Raw genomic sequence first — 18,491 nt, forward strand, 5'->3', positions numbered from 1 at the left:
GGCTGTATGGCGAACAACCCATCGGCCTGGGTCTGCCCCTCTGGCGGCCGGCGGCGGAGCATGGAGATAGACAAGGAGAGACGCCATGCCCAGACCCGCTAGCCTTCATGAGCAAACCCGTACCGCTGGTTGCTGGCTGTTGTTCCGGCACCAACTGACCACCCGCCGCACCCTGCTGGAACTCACGGATAAGGAATTGGCCGATATCGGCCTGGATCGGACGGCGGCCCTGCACGAGGCCCACCGTCCCTGGTGGCGAGTACTGATCGACGCCTGGCGTCAGTCCGGCAGTCGCGACAGCCGCGCCGCCCAGTCCGCCACGGGGGCCGGCAGCTCCGGGTGCCAGAGCCTGCGCCAGACCACCGCCAGTTGCTCCCAGCCACCGCGTTCGCGCGGCCATAACGAGGGTTCGGCAACCAGTCGCCAGCCCGTGGCCTCGCGCTGAGCCAGGACGAAGCGAAAGGTGTGATAACCGGTGGCACCCAGGCGCAGGTCGGTGACCACCAGGTCATTGCCCAGGCGGTCGTAGCGCAGCCAGTCGTCGGTGAACCAGCGCAGGCGCTGCTCGGCCGGTGACGCGGCAACGATAGGTGCCAGCTCACCACCGCGGGGCAGGGCCACCAATTCAGGGGGACGTCCGTCGAAGAGGCCTACCCAGGCTTCCCGGTAGCGCTCCGGCCCATCGTCCACCATGACCCGCCACAGCAGGCTGGTGAACGGCAGGGGCGCGCTGAACAACCGCGCGTCCTGCTGCCCCTGGGCCGCCAGTGCCTTGCGTACCTGGCGTTCGGCGGAATACTTGGCCACCAGCGTCCAGCCCAGGTAGGTGGTGGAAATCAGCAGCGCCGCCACGGCCAAGCGTGGCGAGCGCCCGCGCGGGCCGAGCAGCAGCCCGGCCAACACCGCCAGCAGCAGTGGCAGGGTATAGAGCGGATCGATGATGAAGATGCTGGACCAGGCCACCGGAGTGGTCGGCAGCGGCCAGAACAGCTGAGTGCCATAGGTGGTGAAGGCATCCAGCAAGGGATGAGTGATGAGCACCAGCCAAAGGGTGAGGAACAGGCGTCGTCGGCTATAGCCCGGATCGCGCCAGCGCCCGCAGAGCCAGGTGAGCAGCAGGGCCACCCCGGTCAGCACGAACAGCGAGTGGCTGAAGCCGCGGTGGTAGGTCATCTCGTTGACCGCGTGGCCGTAGTCGATGAACACATCGAGATCCGGCAGCGTGCCCAGGGCGGCGCCATAGAGGATGGCTTGCCGCCCCTGCCAGCGCCCGAGCAAGGCGGTCTGGAGCGTGGCGCCGAGAACGGCCTGGGTCAGCGAATCCACCGGTCAGAGGTCCTTGGCGAAGTCGAGCATCAAGCGCGCCAAGGCTTGGGGCGTCTGCAACGGCATCAGGTGGCCGGCCCCCGGGATCACCTCCAGGCGGCTGTGGGGGAAAGGCGCCAGGGTGGTCCGGCGTTGCTCGTCTGGCCCCGGCACCTGTTCGTCATCCGCACCGCAGACCAGCAGCACCGGATAGTCCAGCGTCGGGATACGTTCACTCCAGTCTTCGCGACTGCCATGGTCGACCCAGGCGCGCCAGGCGGCCAGATTCAGGCGCTGGGCATCGGCGATGACCACCTCGCGGATGGCATCGGGCAGGCGATGGGCGCTGGATTCGTCGACGAAGGCTTCGGCTTCCGCCCGGCTCTTGCCATAGGCGCGCTGGGCGTCACGATCCGCCTCGCTCATGGGCTGCGGACCCGGCGGCGAAGGAGCGACCAGGATCAACCCGGCGAGATATTCCGGTCGCCGCGCCGCCAGTACCACGGCCACCTTGCCGGTCATCGAATGGCCGACCAGGATGCAGCGATCGAGGCCCAGGGCGCGGATGCTGGCATCCAGCTGATCGGCCATCTCCGCCACGCTATAGCCTTCCACCTCGGCCGCATCGCCGAAGCCCGGCGTATTCAGCGCCACGCAATGGTGCTCGCCATCCAGATAGGGCAAGGTGGGAAACCAGGTGCGGTGGGAACCGCCGAGAAAGTGCAGGAGCACGAAGGTGGGCGAACCGCTACCTTGTTGGCTGTGGGGAAGCATTGGGAGTCCTCGGTGCGGATCGAAAGCAAGCAATAGAGAGATGGAGAGTTCGGCATCGCGCTAAGTTCCGCTTCGCTGAGCCCTGACCGCCCGGCCTGAGTGCGCCGGTATCATCTGGAACAATCCGCCCCCGGAACGCCTCATGACCGATCCGTCCCGCTTTCACCTCACCTGTCACGGGCGGGCTATCTCGTTACCCCTGCCAAAGGTGCCCTGATGCTTGCCGACAGCCAGTTGAAGCTGCGCCAGTGGCGCCCGGAAGACGGCCCGGCCTTCACCGCCACCGCCAACCAGCCATCGGTGGCTGTAATGGAGCGCCTGTCGATGACCGACGCCGGCACCTTCGAGCATCCCCGCCTGCCGCCCAGCCATCCCTTGCAGCCGCTCCGGCTATTTCGACTGAGCCGGGCGCGCTGGCTTTCATCGCATCCCGCCCAACCAGCCCCCTGAAAGACGCACGAGGCACCGGCGCTCGAGCCTGATGAGCAACCGTCCTCGAGGTGTCCTCGCGCCCCCGCGTGACCAGTGCTAGAGCATCACCCTACACCCGCTTAAACTGCGCGGATGTCACGCTCAGAACGGCTGTTCGATCTGCTCCAGGCCTTGCGCCGGCACCGCCGCGCCGTGAGTGGCCGCGCCTTGGCGGCGGAAACCGGGGTCAGCCTGAGAACCCTGTACCGCGACATCGCCAGCCTGCAGGCCTTGGGGGCGGCCATCGAGGGCGAACCCGGGGTCGGCTATATCCTCAAGCCGGGCTTCCTGCTGCCACCCCTGATGTTCACGCCGGAAGAGCTGGAAGCCTTGGTCCTCGGCTCGCGCTGGGTGGCCGAGCGTACCGATGGCAGCCTTGCCGCGGCCGCCGGCAATGCCCTGGCGCGGATCTCCGCGGTCCTGCCGAGCGAGCTGCAAAACGAGTTGGCCATGACCACCCTGCTCATCGGGCCGAGCCGGGAAACACCGCAAAACCAGGTCGATCCGGCGCTCCTGCGCCAGGCGATACGCCAGGAAACCAAGCTCACCCTGGTCTACCGCGATGCCGCCGACAGCGAGTCCCGGCGCACCATCTGGCCCTTCGCGCTGGCCTACTTCGACGCCGTCCGGGTGCTGCTGGGCTGGTGTGAGCTGCGTGAAGATTTCCGCAGCTTTCGCGCCGACCGCATCCTCGCGGTAGAGCCCAGTGAGCAGCGTTATCCGCAGCGCCGCCAGACCTTGCTCAGGGACTGGCGCAAGCAGATGGAGCGCCAGCGCGACGCCTCTGCGTGACTGCTGACAGAAACTGGCAGTGGGGGTCCCTAGACTGGGCGACATCACCCCAGAGGAGCTGCGCCATGCACTACCGCACCAGTCTGATGTTCTATGTCGCCGATGTCCGTACCAGCCGGGATTTCTACGCCAGGTTGCTCGACCTCACCCCGGTCGAGGACGGCCCCGGCTTCGCCCTGTTCGTGCTCCCGTCCGGTCTCGCCCTGGGCCTGTGGGCGCGGGATGCCGTGGTCCCGCCAGTGAGCGCGGGCAGCGCGACAGGTGAATTGGGCTTCAAGGTAGAGAGCCTGGCGGCGGTGGATGAACTGCATGAGCTCTGGCTGGCCCGGGGCGCCGAGGTGGCCTGGCCGCCGACCGATCTGCCATTCGGCCGCAGCTTCGTCGCGCTCGATCCGGACGGCAACCGGCTAAGGGGTTACGCGGTGCATCCCGACTGAGCCCTGCCGGCCGCTACGGGCAGGGTGGCTCAGCAGTTGGCATAAGTCGCGCCAGCTGCTGGACAAGGGGTCGGCATGGTACAAATCCTACCCCTTGCCCTCTTAGGGTCGCCGCATCTTGACCTTGCCCGCGTCCGTCCTAGCGCAACTGACTGTCCTTGCTCCCCCGCCGGTTGTAGCCGCCAGCGCGCTGGTCTTCGGCATCCTGCTCGGACTGGCAACGGATGCACAGGCGCACGCCCGGCACCGCCTGGCGGCGCGCCTCGGGAATGGATTCGCCGCATTCCTCGCAGTGGCTAAGGCTTGCGCCCCTGTGCAAGCGGCTGCGGGCGCGTTGCACCGCATCATCCACCGTGCTGTCGATCTGGTCCTGAACCGCGCCGTCTCCGGCCCACCCGTTGGCCATGGCTGACTCCCCAATGTGCCGCCCTGATACTCATTGGAAAGGAAGCTCGCGCAGATGTTCGCCGCCGTCCAGTGTCCGCTGGTCGTGGTGGCGGCAACTGTCGTTGCTGGTGCTGGCCATGACGCTGGCGGGCTGTTCCAGCCGCGAGTGGCTGCGCCAGGTCACGGTTGGACTATGCGTGCCCGATGCGCGACTTACCGGCTCGGCATTGCCCTGTCGCCAGGTGGTCGCCCACCCCGGCTTCGCCGTGCTGCGCGCGCCCGGCGAGGGTCAGCATTTCATCCTGGTGCCCCTGCGACCCTTGCGTGGCCTGGAGAGTCCGGCACTCTGGCAGCCTGGCCAACCCAACTGGTTCGGCCTGGCCTGGCGTCAGCGCTGGTACCTGAGCGCCTGGGGCCCGGCGCCGGTGGCCGACGACCTTGTCGGCCTTGCGCTCAATGCCCCCAGCGGGCGTAGCCAGGATCAGTTGCACGTGCATCTCGCCTGCGTGCGCCCCGCGATCCGTCGGCAACTGTGGCGGCTGGCACCCGAGCTGGACGAGCACTGGCGCACGCTGCCGGTTAGCCTGGCCGGTGGTCGCTACCAGGCACGCCGCCTGAGCGAAGCCCAGTTGTTGGCGCCGGATTTCTTCGCAGCGCTGGCCGCTCACCCGCCCTATCCGCTGCCCGACCCCCGGCTATCGCTGGCGGTGGTCGCCTTGCCCAGCTCCGCTGCCAGCCGCACGTTCCTGCTGCTGGCCGGCCGCGCGGGCAGCCAGCCCGGCGATCAGGGTTCGGCGGAGCGGCTGCTGGCACCGGAATGCCAGGGAACGTCCAGTCTCGCGGCGACTCAATAGCGCCAGCGTCAGGAGGCTGTATGCCACAGGAATTCCAGGAACTCTTCGACTTCATCGATCAGCTGCTCGCCTGGTCGGACTTCTATCTCAAGTGCGCCCTGCTGCTCGGCGGCGTCGGCATGGTCGCCGGCGCGGTGGCCTGGAAACGTTGGTGGGGCAAGGCGCTGGCCTTCGGCAGTGCGGGGCTGGGGGTGTTGGCCGCACTCGGGCTGGATCTCTTGAATCGGCTTTGAGGGCTTTCGCCCGCCGTCTCATGGCAGTCAGATGACACTGACCGTCGCTTTCCGCCGCCAAAGCTTGAACTGTTTCACCGTCTCGCACAGAGAGCGCTACGGGTTGGCGGATAGATCGCGACAGCTTGCTAGGGTACTGCCCCACAATAATCCGGCTTGTTCACCACGGCCTTCATCTTTTCAGCTCATGCATACAGACCCGACCATGCCCAAGTCCTCTTCTCGCCTGCTGTCCCGCCTCCCGCGCCTTGGCCTTTGCCTGGTCGCTTCCCTCGCCTCCTTCGCTGGCACCGCCAATGCCCAGGAGAGCAGTACCCGCTGGGTCAGCGACAGCCTGACCACCTACGTCCGCAGCGGCCCCACCGATGGCTACCGCATCGTCGGCACCCTCAGGTCCGGGCAGAAGGTCGAATTGATCAGCACCCAGGGCGACTACAGCCAGGTGCGTGGCGAGGGCGGCAGTACCGTCTGGATTCCTAGCAGCGACCTGCAGGCCAAACCCGGCCAGGCCGAGCGCCTGCCGCAGCTGGAGCAGCAGGTGGCCGAACTGAGCGGCCAGCTCAAGACCATCGACGACAGCTGGAAGACGCGCGTCCAGGGCATGCAGGAGACCCTGGATTCGCGCAAGCAGCAGATCGACGAACTCGAGGCCCGCCGCAAGGACCTCGATGCCCAGCTCACCCAGGCCCAATCGGACCTGCGCAGCACCCAGGCCAAACTCGGCAACGAGAACAAGCAGGCGCTGATGCAATACATGGTCTATGGCGGCAGCATCGCCGGCGCGGGCCTGCTGGCCGGTCTGATCCTGCCGTCCATGACCCGCGGCCGGAAGAAGAACGACCGCTGGTTCTAACCTGGTCCTGGCGGCGGTGCGGAACCTGCGGCGGCGCTCCGTGCCTCAACGAGGCACGACTTCTGCTACCGTGGCCCGACGCCTTCCGCCAAGACGAGTCTCATGTCCGACACCTCCCGCATCCGTATCCAGCAGGTCGAGATCCTCTCCGATGACTGGGGCCTGCTGAAGAAGACCACCTTCGACTACCTGCGCCGCGACGGCAGCTGGCAGCGCCAGACCCGGGAGACCTACGACCGCGGCAACGGCGCCACCATCCTGCTGTACGACCGCGAGCGGCGCACCGTGCTGCTGATCCGCCAGTTCCGCCTGCCCACCCTGGGCAACGGCCTGGACGACGGCCTGCTGGTGGAAACCCCGGCCGGCCTGCTGGACCAGGCGGCGCCCGAAGCGCGCATCAAGGCCGAGGTGGAGGAAGAGACCGGTTACCGGCTGGACAATGTGCAGCACCTGTTCGACGCCTTCATGAGTCCCGGCTCGGTGACCGAATTGCTGCACTTCTTCGCCGGCGAATACCGCGCCGACCAGCGCATCGCCGAGGGTGGTGGGCTGCAGGAGGAAGGCGAAGACATCGAATTGCTGGAATTGCCCTTCGACGAAGCCCTGGCCATGGCGCGCGATGGTCGGCTGGTGGATGGCAAGACCATCATGCTGCTGCAGTACGCCGCCCTCTATCTGCTGCCGCGCTAGCCCATGGAGGCGATCCGTAGCCGCATCGAGCGGCAGGTGATGAGCCTTACCGGGCTGGCGCTGGGCGAGGTCGACTACGAGCAGCCACCGGGTGACCCCGGCCTCTTCGGTCCGGGCAGCGTGCCCTGGCGGGTGCACAGCGACTTCACCTGCATGCTGATCGGCGGCATCGCCGCCTTGCTGATGCAGACCCTGCACCCGCTGGCCCTGGCCGGCGTCTGGGATCACTCGAAATTCCGCGAGGACATGCTCGGCCGCCTCCGGCGTACCGGGCAGTTCATCGCCGCCACCACCTTCGGCAGCCAAGGCGACGCCGAGCGCCTGATCGAGCGGGTCAAGGCCATCCACAGACACATCCAGGGCCAGGCCGCCGATGGCCGCGCCTATCGCGCCGAGGACCCCGCCCTGCTGACCTGGGTGCACGTGGCCGAGGTCAGCCATTTCCTGGCCGCCTACCTGCGCTATTTCGATCCGCAGTTGCCGGGGGAGGAACAGGATCGCTACTACGCCGAGATCGCCCTGGTCGCCGAGCGCCTGGGCGCTACCGAGGTACCGCGCTCACGGGCGGAGATCGCCGCCTACTACCAGGAGCTCCGTCCCGAACTGGTCTGTGACCAGCGCAGCCGCGAGGTCTGCCGGGTGCTACTGCAGGCGCCCGCGCCCAGTGCCCTGGCCAAGCCGTTCGGCAAGCTGATGATGAGCGCCGGTATCGACCTGCTGCCCGACTGGGCCAGTGCGGAACTGGGTTTCCGGCAGAGTCCGCTGCAACGGCGGCTGATTCGTACCGGTATCGGCGCGACCGCCCCAGTGCTGCGCTGGGCGGTACGCAATGGCTCGTCGCATCGGGCCAGACGGCGGATGGGGATCGAGGGTCAGCCTGCGCCGTGATCGCGGCCATGGCGGCCCGCCGATGCGGCCGCTCTTACGGAAGCCAATGGAGACGAACACCTGCTCGGATAGCCCCTCTCACCTTGGGAGAGGGTTGGGGTGAGGGCGCGCCTTGCGACGAAGTCCCAGTGGAAAAGGCTGCGCCGTTTTCCACGCTACGGCGCTACCACTCACCTGAGACATACTTATCGCGGCCATGCCGGTGCGCCGTAGCGACCGCTCCTACAGCCACGGACGTCACTGTAGGAGCGGCCCATGGCCGCGATAAGGCAAATACCGCTAGGACCAGGCCACCAGGACCGCAATAGCCGTAGCCAAATCCGCCCTACAACATCCGCACCTTGATCGACCGCCCCTTGATCTTGCCCTCGCTCAGCCGCTGCAGGGCCTGGCGGGCGATGTCCCTTTCCACGGCGACGAAGGCCTGGTGGTCGAACAGGGTGATCTTGCCGATCTTGGCGCCGGGCAGGCCGGCGTCGCCGGTCAGGGCGCCGAGGATGTCGCCGGGACGCAGCTTGTCCTTCTTGCCGGCCGCCAGGGCCAGGGTGTGCATCGCCGGCACCAGCGGCTCGGGCGTATCGCGCAGGGCGCCGAGTGGCTGCCAATCCAGCGGCGTGCCCTGCTGGGTCTCGATGGCCTGGGCGCGGCTGGCCTCGGCCGGCGCCACCAGCGACAGCGCCATACCCTGCTCGCCAGCCCGGCCACTGCGGCCGATACGGTGTACGTGCACCGCCGGATCGCGGGACAGCTCGACGTTGATCACCGCCTCCAGGCCTGCCACGTCGATACCGCGAGCGGCCACGTCGGTGGCCACCAGCACGCAAAGGCTGCGATTGGCGAACATCGCCAGCACCTGGTCACGCTCGCGCTGCTCCAGATCGCCGTGCAGGGCGGCGGCGGAGATGCGCTGGGCATGCAGTGCCTCGACCACCTCCTGGCACTGCTGGCGGGTCTGGCAGAAGGCCACGGCGCTGGCCGGACGATAATGCCGCAGCAACCGCACCACGGCGGCCAGACGGTCCTGGGCGGCGATCTCGTAGAAGCGCTGGCGAATCTGGGTCTCGCTGTGCTGGCTCTCGACGCTGATGCGCAGCGGCGCCCGCAGATAGTCCTCGGCCAGCCGCTCGATGCCTTCCGGGTAGGTGGCGGAGAACAGCAGTGTCTGCCGACGCGCCGGGGTCTGCCGGAGGATGTCGGCGATGGCGTCGATGAAGCCCATGTCGAGCATGCGATCGGCTTCGTCGAGCACCGCGACGTTGAGGCCGTCGAGCACCAGGGTGCCCTTGCGCAGGTGCTCCTGCACCCGGCCCGGCGTACCGACGATCACCTGGGCACCGTGCTCCAGGGAGGCGATCTGCGGCCCCAGCGGCATGCCGCCGCAGAGGGTCAGGATCTTGAGGTTGGCCGTGGCCCGCGCCAACCGGCGCAGCTCGCGGGCCACCTGGTCCGCCAGTTCGCGGGTCGGGCACAGCACCAGTGCCTGGCAGCCGAAATAGCGTGGATTGAGACCGGTCAGCAGGCCGATGCCAAAGGCGGCCGTCTTGCCCGAACCGGTCTTGGCCTGGGCGATGAGGTCCTGGCCCTTGAGGATGATGGGCAGGCTGGCCGCCTGGATGGGCGTCATGTCCAGGTAGCCGAGATCGGCCAGGTTGGCCTGCATGGCATCGGCCAGCGGCAGGGTATCGAAGGATGCGGGCACGGGAGTCCTGTGAAACGGCTCGTAAAGGTTTGTCAGTCTAGCAGAAGGGCACCCGCGTACCCGCGCGTGGACGCTGGCGGGTAGCCTACCTATGCTAAGAAGGACGCCCATTCAAGGAAGCAGCTCCATGTTCGACCGGCCCCTACTCTATACCCATCCCATGTCGCGCGGACGCATCGTGCGCTGGCTACTGGAGGAGCTTGGCCAACCCTACGAGGTCCAGCGGATCGACTATGGGCCGGCGATGAAATCGGCGGCCTACCGGGCGATCAACCCCATGGGCAAGGTGCCGGCGTTGCGCCATGGCTCCGTGGTGGTGACCGAGACCCCCGCCATCTGCGCCTATCTTGCCGACGCCTTTCCCGCCGCGGGCCTCGCCCCGCCGCTGACCGATCCCGCCCGCGGTACCTATTATCGCTGGTTGTTCTTCGCCGCCGGTCCGCTGGAAGCCGCCACCACCAACCAGGCCCTGGGCGTCACCCTGCCCGACGATCCGCAGAAGCGTGGTGCGGTGGGCTACGGCAGTCTCGCCGAGGTGCTCGATACCCTCGACGCCGCCCTGGCGCCCGGCGAATACCTGGTCGATGACCGCTTCACCGCCGCCGATGTCTACGTTGGTGCCCATCTCGCCTGGGGTATGGCTTTCGGCACCGTCGAGAAGCGCCCTAACTTCGAACGCTATGTCGCTGGTTTGGTCGCGCGCCCCGCGGCGGTACGCGCTCGCGAGCTGGACGACGCCGAACTCGACGCCCTCGGCTGACGCCAGGGTCTTTTGCTGTCCTCAAGCACAGCGCTGACTGCCGCCGTTCGCCCCGGCGCGGGAACGGGTCCGTCCAGAAGGGTTCGATATCTCCGCTGACCACAGGAGAACACCATGAGCGATGCCGACCAAAAGACTTACGATAATCCCAGCAACACCCCGCCGCCGGACGAATTACCCTATGCGGATATGGAGCCGGAGGAATTTCCGGACGATCCCGACGTGGCCGGTCAAACCGAGTCAGGTACGCCTGGCTGATGCCTGCGTCCGCAGCCAGTGGCGCCGTGAACACTGGCTTGCATATCCATCCACCATGGGTAATGTCCTGATTACGCCGCAAGCGGCCTCATAGGTTTGACTGCATCCTGGACTGTCGCGAAGATGACCCGGCTTCGTCCATCTCGAGCCTCTTTCGCATGCTTTCCACCAAGGTTCCTTTGCTCCTGCGCAGCCTGCTCGGTCGGCTGGTGCGTATCGCTATCGCCTCCGGCGTGACCTATCAGGCCTTCGATCGTCTGCTCCGCCAGACCTACTTCGAGGTCGCCAGCGAATTCGAGCCACTGCGCGACAAGCCGAATTCGGACAGCCGCATTTCGGTGCTTACCGGCCTGCCACGCCGCGAGGTGCGCGCGCTGCGCGACGCCAAACCCGAGCAATCCCGCGTTGCACCCAGCCTGGAATGGCAGGTGCTCAGCGCCTGGACTTCGCGCCTGGACCTGCTCGACGCCGAAGGCAATCTACGGCCGCTGCCACGCACCCAACGCCGCGGCGGCGAGCAGAGTTTCGATGCGCTGGTAGCCAGTGTCGGCAGCGACGTTCGGGCCCGTACCGTCCTGGATGAATGGCTGCGCAAGGGGTACGCCCGCCTCGACGAGAACGACTGCGTGGTGCTCACTCCGCGTTCGCTGCTGCGCGGCACCGAGGGTCAGGAAGGCGCGGGTCGGCTATTGGCGCATTTCACCGGCGATCTCCTGACCGGCTTCGAACGGCACTATCTACAGGATCGCTCGGGACCCGATTTCACCTTCCATGTGGTCTACGGCCACGGGCTCACCGAGGCTTCGGCGCTCACGCTGTATCACGCCGCCTACGATGAATCCATGCAGCTACTCAACCGCCTCAATCGCCTGGTCGTCGAACACGAAGCCCTCGACGTCGGCAAGGCGGACGCCACCCAGCGAATCACGCTGGGCTTCGGTGGCTATCGGGTGGAACAGGCCCGGGATACGGGACTGGTGCAAGAGCGAGAGGATTAGCGCCAGCAGTCGGTAACCTCACCCTTGGACACCTTCTTGACGCCCTGGGCATTGAGGATCAGGTTGCCACAGACGTCATTGGCCTGGGTGCCCTTGGGCTGTGCGGTCAGCACATAGGGGCCATCGCTGGTATAGCCCGCGCTTCCGGCGGCATTGGTCGCCAGGCTCAGCTCATAGTAACCACTCGGCGACAGCACCGTCTGACTGCCTGCGGCCGTCTTGCTGTTGACGATATTGAGATCGCTGACCTTGTTCGTATAGGCGTTGTTCTGCGCATAGAAGCGCTCCATCCGCGCCGCCGCCTCGTTGAGCAGCGCCTGGCCTTCGCTGCGATGGGAGCGCAGCACGTAGTTCTGGTAGCTCGGATAGGCGATGGCGGCCAGGATGCCGACGATCGCCACGGTGATCAGCACCTCGATCAGGGTAAAGCCTCTTGCGCGCATCGCTACCTCAGGGTTCCGGATTCTGGTTGGAGATGGTCCGCCAGGTTTGGCGAACGGGGGAACGCTCCAGCTTGACCCCTTCGAGCAGACTTTTATCAGTAAGCGTCGAGCCGCTTGCGCCGCCCGCCCCGCCCAGATTGGTCGCGCCTACGGTAGTCGCCCCCACGGTAATGCGACCACCGCTGTACGAAAACGCTGCGAGCCCAGGAAACAAACCAGCCAGTTTCAGCCGCGAATAGTTGACCGTGGTGCCCAGCAACAGGTGGTCGGTGCCCCCTCCCGTGTAGGGATCCAAGGCATAAAGATAGGTGACGGCACCCGAATCGCAAGGATCGTCATTGGGCACCAGCGACGCCGTCAGCAGGGTATCGGCCAGATAAAGCGGCTTGGTGATGACCATTTCACCCGCTGACGGCAGGTTGAGATACCAGCCGTATTTACCGCTGCCCGTACTGTCGTCGTACCAATCCACGGCGTTCGTGCTCACCGTATTGGCCGTGGTGGTGACCGACGCATCGGTCGCACCGGTGTAGGTGATCGGGGTATCGCCACCCAGGGTCTGCTGTTGAAGATTGGCTACCGTCAGCGCAGGCGTACTGCCAGCGATCTCGCCGGTGGTCTGCCGATCCCAGATGCCGTAGAGACTCATGGCCTTGCTGGTGACGGCCGTGGCATCGCCAGCCTCCAGGTATTTACCCGTACCGAACAGCAGCAGGTAACCGATCCCCGACGGATGCCGCAGCACCTGGATCTCCGCCATGATGGCCTGCGGCTGGCCCGCTCCTCCGCTGCTGTAGCGGGAGGCACGGGCGCGATAGAGCGGCGCCCCGCCGAAGGCCACCTTCAGATCACCAATGGCCGCGACGGCCTTGAGGCTGCTACCGATCAGGTCGAAGCGCCAGAGATTGCCGTGCAGATCGCCGGCGTAGGCGTAGTCGGCGATGAGATCGCCGTCGACGTCCAACACCGTCGGTGTGGCCAGGCCATTAGCGGTGGTCAGTCCGTCGTTGGGCTCGGGCGTGAGTGCGGCGAGCCGCCGGCCGGTCTTGACGTCCAGGGCATAGAGCACTGCCTTGTCGTTGGCGCCGTTGTAACCGTTGGCGAGCAGTACGGCCCAATCGCCGGTATGCAGACGAGCGAACGCTGGCTTGCTGTAGGTGAGGCCCAACTCGCTGAAATCGGCGTCATTGGCACTCCGCTCCCAGAGCACCTTGGGATCATCGGGGTCCGTGACATCCAGCGCGAACACGGCCTTGCCGCCACCGCGTAGCGTGCCGACCAGCACCGTGTGCCAGTCGCCATCGTAGTAGACATCCTGAACCAAGGGCGCGCCGTCCACGTAGAACTGGTGAGTGCTGTTGGTGTAGCTCGGATCGGTGAGTTTGTAGAGAGTGGGGATCACGGCGCTCGGCACGAAGGCGAAGGCTTCGTTGCCGTTGTCGTCGAAGGCATGCAGCATGCCGTCGTTGGCACCGACATAGAGACGCGTGGCGCGGGTGGCCCACTTTTTCTGGAAGGCACTGTAGCTGCCAGCGCTGCCAAGCCTGTTCATCTTGGCCGTGGGGCTGCTGGGCGTGGTAACCAGCGCGGGCGTGGAGTCGACGATGTCACCGAGCAGGTGGTTGCGAATACGCAAGGATGGCGTAGCCGCCTGGCTTTCCTTGCTGCGATCACCACGCAGATAGTTGAGTCGGGCCTCGCCATAGCTATCGCGGGTACCATTCGCATTGCGATTCAGCGCCGCCTTCTGGTCGTCGCTGAGGTTGCTCCAGAGGAACGCCTGGCGCACACCGCCCACGCTCATGTACACCTTTCGGGTGGCGTAGGCGCCCGTGCCGTAGGTCGCATCCAGCCGGCTCTGGGCGCTCCAGACCTGGGTGGCCGTGGTGGCCGTGCGCAACGACTTGATCAGGTCGCCACTCCAGTCGGTGCTGGAGAAAGTCGGCACATAGGTGTAGTTGGAGCTCAGGGTGCTATCCAGCAAGTAGGACGATGCCTGACCAGCGCTGGCCGTATTGGCCTGGGCGATGCGATTCACCACCTGGCTCAGGGAGTCGACCAGGCCACTGGCATCGTCGGCGCTGAAGAAGTCGCCGCGGGAATTGATCGCCGCGTGCCAGAGGTCATAGACGTTGTTGTCGCTGTCGCTGCTGGCCTCAGGCCAGGTCATGCTCGGGCTGTAGCCCCCGGTAAAGGTGCTGCCGCCCCAGGCGGGATTGGTCAGCGACGAACCCAGGCCGAAGCCGACGGTATAGGTGACCAGGTGCTGCCAGGTCGCCGGGTCGTTCTTCGGATTCCAGTACTGGGTTCTGGTGTTGGTGCTGGACTCGCGGATGTAAGGCGAGAGCCTGTCCGTGATAGTGGGCTGGGCGTCCGTCGCCCAGTATTTGAACGCCAGATCAGCCAGGGTATTGCTGGCGCTGTCGGTGAACGGCGTCTGGGTCGACGCGTAATCCATCCCATCCGGCAGGGTTCGACCGCTGCCGTCCACGTTCCCCACGCTGAAGCTGTCCGAATTCCACTTACCGTCGGTCATCATGATCTGATAACTCGGTCGGCAGGCGTATTCGGGACTCTGGGTCACCCCGGGGTCCTTGGCGTAGGGGCCTTCGCTACCGCTGTTTTGCAGAAAGCGACCAGCCCTGTCCATGGCACTGCGCAGCGGCGTACCCGTGTTGAAATTGATGTCGCCCAGCCACTTGAAGAAGTTGGCGCGGGCCTGACCATCGAAGGTGCGCAGCGGGTTGCCGCCGCGATAGCTGATGCCGCTGCACCCGCTGCTGGCGCCCAGGGTGGTGCAGTTGCTCAGGTCCTGCCAGGTCAGCCGTACCGTATTGGAAAATTGCGAGAAGGCCAGATTGGCCGACGACTGCATGCTCAGCGCACGATTGCGATAGAAGGCGTACCAGATGGCGAAGTTCTGCCGGTCCGCGGCGGAGGTGGGATTCACCAGGGTGTAGCAGGCGTCGTTCGAGGTTCGGCAGCTGGTGTTATCGCTGTTGAACACATAGTAGTAGGCCGGCACGCCCGTCTCGGTCTTATCACTGCTCCAGCTATAGAAGTCCGCTCTCGGATTTTCCGCCAGGTAATAGATAACTCCCGTATTGCCGCCGTAGTTGGTCCCGGCGTTGTAGTTCGTGTCCTGGCCACGCGCGGTGTCGTATTCCCAGGCCACGCGATAATCCCGGCTCAGGTCCACCGTGCCGGCTCCCGGCCGGAAGCCATTCACGTACACCTTGGTGAAGTCGAAGCCCGTGCCGCTGCTGACCGGATAGTCCGCAACCGTCAGCACGCCATTGCTGAAGGTGACCTTCTTCGGCACGGCATAGGTCACCGCGGGGTTGTAGTACATGGCATTGAAGGCCGACGACTTGACCCGCCGCGTAGGGCGCAGATTGTTGGCGCTGTAGCCCAGGGCGTCGGGAATGAAGCCCCACTTCATGCTGTTGGAGTTGTCCAGCGTCACGATGATGTTGGGATCGACGCCCGTGCTGAGGAATAGCGGCTGCTGGTTGATGTTGAGGGTACTGGCACCGACGACAGCGGACGCGCCAAGCAGGACCAGTAGCGCCAGGCGCAGGGAAGAAAGGCTCATGGCACCTCCAGCTTGATGATGCTCTGCAGGATGACCGGGAAGCGCGCACCGCCACTGCGGGCCGCCGCCGTGATCCGGTAGTAGTAGGAGCCGCGGCCCTTGTAGGCATCGGCGAGGCTGGGACTGCCGCCCTCGCCGATCACCGTGACCACCCAGCGCGGCGCCAGCCGATAGCGGGATTGGCCATCGAAGCCCTGGTAGCCCAGGGAGGTATCGGCCGGCAGCTCGGTGAGGGTTTGCAGCGCGGTCTTGGCCCAGGTCTGCACCTTGGCCTGGGTATCCAGGTCGTGGTCCTCGCTGAGGATGCATAGATTCGCGGTGGTGGTCGCCAGGGTGGTCGCGCTGGTCTTGCAGGAGTCGAAACCGGCACTGGCGCTGGCGAAGGCCGCCGTGCCACGTAGCACGCTCAGGCGCCGCTCGGCCTCGCGCAGGGCGGACTCGGCGGCGTTGTAGGCGCGCTTCTGCTCCGAGACGTTGCCCCCCACGCGATTCTGCAGGGTGGTCTCGCGCATGCTGGTGATGGCCAGCAGGGTGAGCAGCAACAGCATGACCAGGGCGACCAGGAGGACGGCGCCCCCTTGGCGTCGGGCTGCAGGACGGTTCATGGCATCAGATTCCGCAAGGTGACGCTGCCCTGGACGATTTGCAGCACCTGGCTACTGGCACCCTCGGGCGCTGCCCGCCCGGTCAGGGTCCGCCAATTCGTCGCCATGGCGTTGGCCAGGCCGTCGCTGGCCACGCGGCTGGAAAACAGCGCGGCATAGCGAATCGCCTGGCTTTGCGCCGCGGGCGACGGCGGCGTGAACCAGACGAAATCCGCCAGCCCCGCGACGATGACCTGGGCCGGCTGGCCCTGGGCACTGCATTGCAGGCTGCCGCGTCCCGGCGTCCCCGTGGCATCGGCGACATAGCTGATGCGGGTCAGCACCTCGGTACCGTTGAGGCCGGCGGCAGCGATGGGATTACCCAGGCAATCGCTGTCGGTCCCCTTCACCTCGCCCTGGTAGCGAAAGCACAGCCCGGTCTTGTCGCTGGTCAGGGCGACCGCCTGCCCCGGGTTCATGGCCGGGCAGCCGTTGCCAGCCGCCCGCGCCGGAAAAGCCAGCGCCAGGGTCGTCTGGCTGACCGGATTGGCGCGAAAGCCCGCCCGCGCCAGTTGCTGGTCGAGCAACAGCAGCGCGGTCCGGCCATTTTCCTCGTTGCTGACCTGGCCTTCCTGGAACAGCGCGTGCCGCTTGTTGTTCAGGTACAGCTGGGTCACCGCCAGGATGAGAAAGGTGCTCAGGGTCAGGGCCACCATCAATTCGATGATGGAGAGGCCCGCTTGCCGCGCCTTCATAGCTCCCCCCTCAGGGTGTAGAAGCACAGCCCGCCGCTGCAGCCCGCGCTGTTGCCGGTATTGTCCTGCCAGGCGAGGACGATCATCACCATGGAGGCACTGGGCGACACGCAGGCATCGGTATCGTTGTAGGGCGCGGTGCTGCCCAGTTGCGGGGGCTTGCGCGTCGGACAGACCGCGAAGTTGGCCTTGATCAGAGCATCGGTCACCGGCAGCAGCATCTTGACCTGCTGCAACCAACAGCTGAGATCCTTGCCGGCCACGCTGCTGCCGCCCGCACTGCGGTCGAGCGTGGCGCAGGTGCCATCGGCCGCCTCCAGGGCCACCAGGGTGAAATCCTTGCCAGCCTGCTTGGCGTAGGGGCTCGCGGTGTTGAAGCTGTCACCGCTCAGGGCCGCGGCCGGATTGCTGCGCATCAGCTCCAGCAGCTCGCTGGCCAGCATGATGGCGTTGTTGCGCTGGATGGCATCCTGGGACAGCACCAGGCTGCGCGATTGCAGCGCCACCAGGCCCAGCACGCCGATGCAGATGATCACCAGGCTGACCAGCACCTCGATCAGGCTGAAGCCCGCCGTGGGGGCCTTGCACCTTAGCTGCATCCGCGGGTGCTCGCCGACGTGGGGGTGAAATCGGACACCGCGGTGTAGCCGCCCTGGCTGATGGTGAGTGCCTTGCCGGAGGTGTGGGTGTCGTTGGTGGCGCAGAGCAGGATGGTGAAGGGCGCGGCGAGGGTGCCATTGGGCCTGAAGGTCAGGCGGGTGGCGGTGCCGACACTGCTGATGCCACTGGGTGCCAGACCACTGCCTTCGAAGGCCCGCAGCGTTTCCACATCGCCCACGACGGTGCTACTGGCCGTGGTGACCTTGAGCGCACCGGACCAGTTGTTGACGCTCGGCGCCTCCACGCTGACGTTCAGCCCCCGCGTCAGGGCTTCACTGCGCGCGTAGTTGAGCAGATTAGTCAGCTCATTTGCCGCAACAGTCACCCGATTGGACCGAGTCAAGGCGCCGAAGCCAGGCGCAGCGATGGCGATCAGGATGCCCACCAAGGCCATGACTATCATCAATTCGGTAAGAGTGAAGCCTGCAGCCTTCTTCACGTCAGGTCTGCCTTGTGTCTATCGAGGAAAACGAGATGCTGCGCCTGACCTAGAGCAAAATCAGCATCAGAGAGATGTTCGGCCGTATGGACGGGATGACTGGCCGGGTCTTGCGGGCGAATCCCGGATCAGCGAAGCGCCACTGATTAGCTTCATTTCAGGTAAATAAAGCCGCCTACTAATATGCCATCTAACGTTATGAAAACCAACTTGAGCGCTCTAACTCAAGGGTCTCAGCCGTTCCCCACGGAAAAATGGTCATTCTAATATTGCGCAGGCAGGCCCTGTAACCCGCAGAAATGATCCGTCGCTACGGTGCTTCCTCAGCGCCTGTCGGGCCGTTCCAGCCGCCCCGTTCTCCAAGGTCACTACAGGACCACGCGGACTCCAGGTGCGCCTCGCCTGAGCATGCACTTTGTCCATAGCCTAGTCCCTCCAAATTCATTGATTGAATGAACAACCAATAAACTTGGATTGAAGTTTTTTAATTGAAGCACCAAACAATAAAAGCCCTTTCGAGCACCAACTTCTCATTCATGACGGAACAAGTCATCCATAACTAGCCAAAGCGGGCGTTATTGTTCTAAAAAGAACAGGCCTATTTTTCCGCGCCGCG

At 65.5% G+C, this 18,491-nt stretch carries 21 protein-coding genes and 1 pseudogene; 12 read left to right on the forward strand and 10 right to left on the reverse strand.

All coding sequences use genetic code 11. The annotated features are described in order from the left end of the window. Nucleotides 1–85 precede the first annotated feature (85 nt). Nucleotides 86–190, forward strand: a pseudogene (locus CCZ28_RS24710) (hypothetical protein); the annotation flags it as partial. Nucleotides 191–279: 89 nt separating this feature from the next. On the opposite strand, the gene CCZ28_RS12730 reads toward CCZ28_RS24710, so the two are convergent. Then, on the reverse strand, nt 280–1,326 hold the full coding sequence (locus CCZ28_RS12730; RefSeq protein ID WP_140218541.1) for a metal-dependent hydrolase: 1,047 nt from the start codon (nt 1,324–1,326) through the stop codon (nt 280–282). A 3-nt stretch (nt 1,327–1,329) separates the two neighbouring features. Then, on the reverse strand, nt 1,330–2,079 hold the full coding sequence (locus tag CCZ28_RS12735) for an alpha/beta fold hydrolase (protein WP_140218543.1): 750 nt from the start codon (nt 2,077–2,079) through the stop codon (nt 1,330–1,332). A gap of 216 nt (nt 2,080–2,295) precedes the next feature. Here CCZ28_RS12735 and CCZ28_RS12740 point away from each other — a divergent pair, with 216 nt between their 5' ends. The 3 genes from CCZ28_RS12740 to CCZ28_RS12750 all read left to right on the forward strand — a co-directional run bounded on the left by CCZ28_RS12740 (nt 2,296) and on the right by CCZ28_RS12750 (nt 3,779). Next, entirely contained in the window at nt 2,296–2,529 is a 234-nt protein-coding gene (locus tag CCZ28_RS12740; protein ID WP_140218545.1) for a hypothetical protein, read from the forward strand. Nucleotides 2,530–2,643: 114 nt separating this feature from the next. Then, nucleotides 2,644–3,342 (forward strand): helix-turn-helix transcriptional regulator, encoded by a 699-nt coding sequence (locus CCZ28_RS12745; protein WP_140218547.1) that lies wholly within the window; start codon nt 2,644–2,646, stop codon nt 3,340–3,342. 65 nt (nt 3,343–3,407) lie between these two features. Next, nucleotides 3,408–3,779: a VOC family protein gene (locus tag CCZ28_RS12750; RefSeq protein WP_140218549.1), complete on the forward strand. Its 372-nt coding sequence runs from the start codon at nt 3,408–3,410 to the stop codon at nt 3,777–3,779. Nucleotides 3,780–3,918: 139 nt separating this feature from the next. Here CCZ28_RS12750 and CCZ28_RS12755 read toward each other — a convergent pair whose 3' ends face one another. Beyond that, complete coding sequence (locus CCZ28_RS12755) at nt 3,919–4,185, reverse strand: DksA/TraR family C4-type zinc finger protein (RefSeq protein ID WP_140218551.1); 267 nt, start codon at nt 4,183–4,185, stop codon at nt 3,919–3,921. A 118-nt stretch (nt 4,186–4,303) separates the two neighbouring features. On the opposite strand from CCZ28_RS12755, the gene CCZ28_RS12760 reads away from it, so the two are divergent. The 5 genes from CCZ28_RS12760 (at nt 4,304) to CCZ28_RS12780 (ending at nt 7,684) form a co-directional block, all read left to right on the forward strand. Further along, nucleotides 4,304–5,020, forward strand: coding sequence for a CDP-diacylglycerol diphosphatase (locus CCZ28_RS12760; RefSeq protein WP_240795157.1), 717 nt, complete (start codon nt 4,304–4,306; stop codon nt 5,018–5,020). 20 nt (nt 5,021–5,040) lie between these two features. Further along, entirely contained in the window at nt 5,041–5,253 is a 213-nt protein-coding gene (locus CCZ28_RS12765; protein ID WP_140218553.1) for a hypothetical protein, read from the forward strand. 205 nt (nt 5,254–5,458) lie between these two features. Further along, the gene (locus CCZ28_RS12770) at nt 5,459–6,106 is read left to right on the forward strand and encodes a TIGR04211 family SH3 domain-containing protein (protein WP_140218555.1); all 648 of its coding nucleotides are present in this window, start codon (nt 5,459–5,461) and stop codon (nt 6,104–6,106) included. A gap of 102 nt (nt 6,107–6,208) precedes the next feature. Further along, on the forward strand, nt 6,209–6,796 hold the full coding sequence (locus CCZ28_RS12775) for an NUDIX domain-containing protein (protein WP_140218557.1): 588 nt from the start codon (nt 6,209–6,211) through the stop codon (nt 6,794–6,796). A 3-nt stretch (nt 6,797–6,799) separates the two neighbouring features. Next, nucleotides 6,800–7,684 (forward strand): oxygenase MpaB family protein, encoded by an 885-nt coding sequence (locus CCZ28_RS12780; RefSeq protein WP_140218559.1) that lies wholly within the window; start codon nt 6,800–6,802, stop codon nt 7,682–7,684. 325 nt (nt 7,685–8,009) lie between these two features. Here the strand turns inward: CCZ28_RS12780 and dbpA are convergent, their stop codons facing one another. Next, nucleotides 8,010–9,383: an ATP-dependent RNA helicase DbpA gene (gene dbpA / locus CCZ28_RS12785; RefSeq protein ID WP_140218561.1), complete on the reverse strand. Its 1,374-nt coding sequence runs from the start codon at nt 9,381–9,383 to the stop codon at nt 8,010–8,012. 127 nt (nt 9,384–9,510) lie between these two features. Between dbpA and CCZ28_RS12790 the strand changes: the two genes are divergently transcribed. From CCZ28_RS12790 to CCZ28_RS12795, 3 genes are all read left to right on the forward strand, one after another. Continuing rightward, the gene (locus CCZ28_RS12790; RefSeq protein WP_140218563.1) at nt 9,511–10,143 is read left to right on the forward strand and encodes a glutathione S-transferase family protein; all 633 of its coding nucleotides are present in this window, start codon (nt 9,511–9,513) and stop codon (nt 10,141–10,143) included. A 114-nt stretch (nt 10,144–10,257) separates the two neighbouring features. Next, nucleotides 10,258–10,401 carry a hypothetical protein gene (locus CCZ28_RS24455; protein WP_167371452.1) on the forward strand — a complete coding sequence of 48 codons (144 nt, stop codon included), beginning with the start codon at nt 10,258–10,260 and terminating at the stop codon, nt 10,399–10,401. A gap of 158 nt (nt 10,402–10,559) precedes the next feature. Further along, nucleotides 10,560–11,399, forward strand: coding sequence for a DUF6502 family protein (locus CCZ28_RS12795; RefSeq protein ID WP_140218565.1), 840 nt, complete (start codon nt 10,560–10,562; stop codon nt 11,397–11,399). On the opposite strand, the gene CCZ28_RS12800 is transcribed toward CCZ28_RS12795, so the two are convergent. From CCZ28_RS12800 to CCZ28_RS12825, 6 genes are read right to left on the reverse strand one after another with little or no spacing between them, the layout of a single operon-like run. After that, on the reverse strand, nt 11,396–11,842 hold the full coding sequence (locus CCZ28_RS12800; protein WP_140218567.1) for a type IV pilin protein: 447 nt from the start codon (nt 11,840–11,842) through the stop codon (nt 11,396–11,398). The two genes, CCZ28_RS12795 and CCZ28_RS12800, sit on opposite strands and share 4 nt — an antisense overlap. A 7-nt stretch (nt 11,843–11,849) precedes the next feature. Then, nucleotides 11,850–15,437: a pilus assembly protein gene (locus tag CCZ28_RS12805; protein WP_240795158.1), complete on the reverse strand. Its 3,588-nt coding sequence runs from the start codon at nt 15,435–15,437 to the stop codon at nt 11,850–11,852. After that, nucleotides 15,434–16,042, reverse strand: a complete 609-nt coding sequence (locus CCZ28_RS12810) for a pilus assembly PilX family protein (RefSeq protein WP_140218569.1) — start codon at nt 16,040–16,042, stop codon at nt 15,434–15,436. The genes CCZ28_RS12805 and CCZ28_RS12810 overlap by 4 nt, the downstream gene beginning before the upstream one ends. Beyond that, on the reverse strand, nt 16,039–16,776 hold the full coding sequence (locus CCZ28_RS12815; RefSeq protein WP_140218572.1) for a PilW family protein: 738 nt from the start codon (nt 16,774–16,776) through the stop codon (nt 16,039–16,041). The genes CCZ28_RS12810 and CCZ28_RS12815 overlap by 4 nt, the downstream gene beginning before the upstream one ends. Beyond that, complete coding sequence (gene pilV, locus CCZ28_RS12820) at nt 16,773–17,375, reverse strand: type IV pilus modification protein PilV (RefSeq protein WP_140218574.1); 603 nt, start codon at nt 17,373–17,375, stop codon at nt 16,773–16,775. The genes CCZ28_RS12815 and pilV overlap by 4 nt, the downstream gene beginning before the upstream one ends. After that, the gene (locus CCZ28_RS12825; protein ID WP_140218576.1) at nt 17,366–17,875 is read right to left on the reverse strand and encodes a GspH/FimT family pseudopilin; all 510 of its coding nucleotides are present in this window, start codon (nt 17,873–17,875) and stop codon (nt 17,366–17,368) included. The genes pilV and CCZ28_RS12825 overlap by 10 nt, the downstream gene beginning before the upstream one ends. Nucleotides 17,876–18,491: the final 616 nt, after the last annotated feature.

The sequence above is a fragment of the Pseudomonas oryzihabitans genome, from assembly GCF_006384975.1.
Lineage (GTDB): Bacteria > Pseudomonadota > Gammaproteobacteria > Pseudomonadales > Pseudomonadaceae > Chryseomonas > Chryseomonas psychrotolerans_B.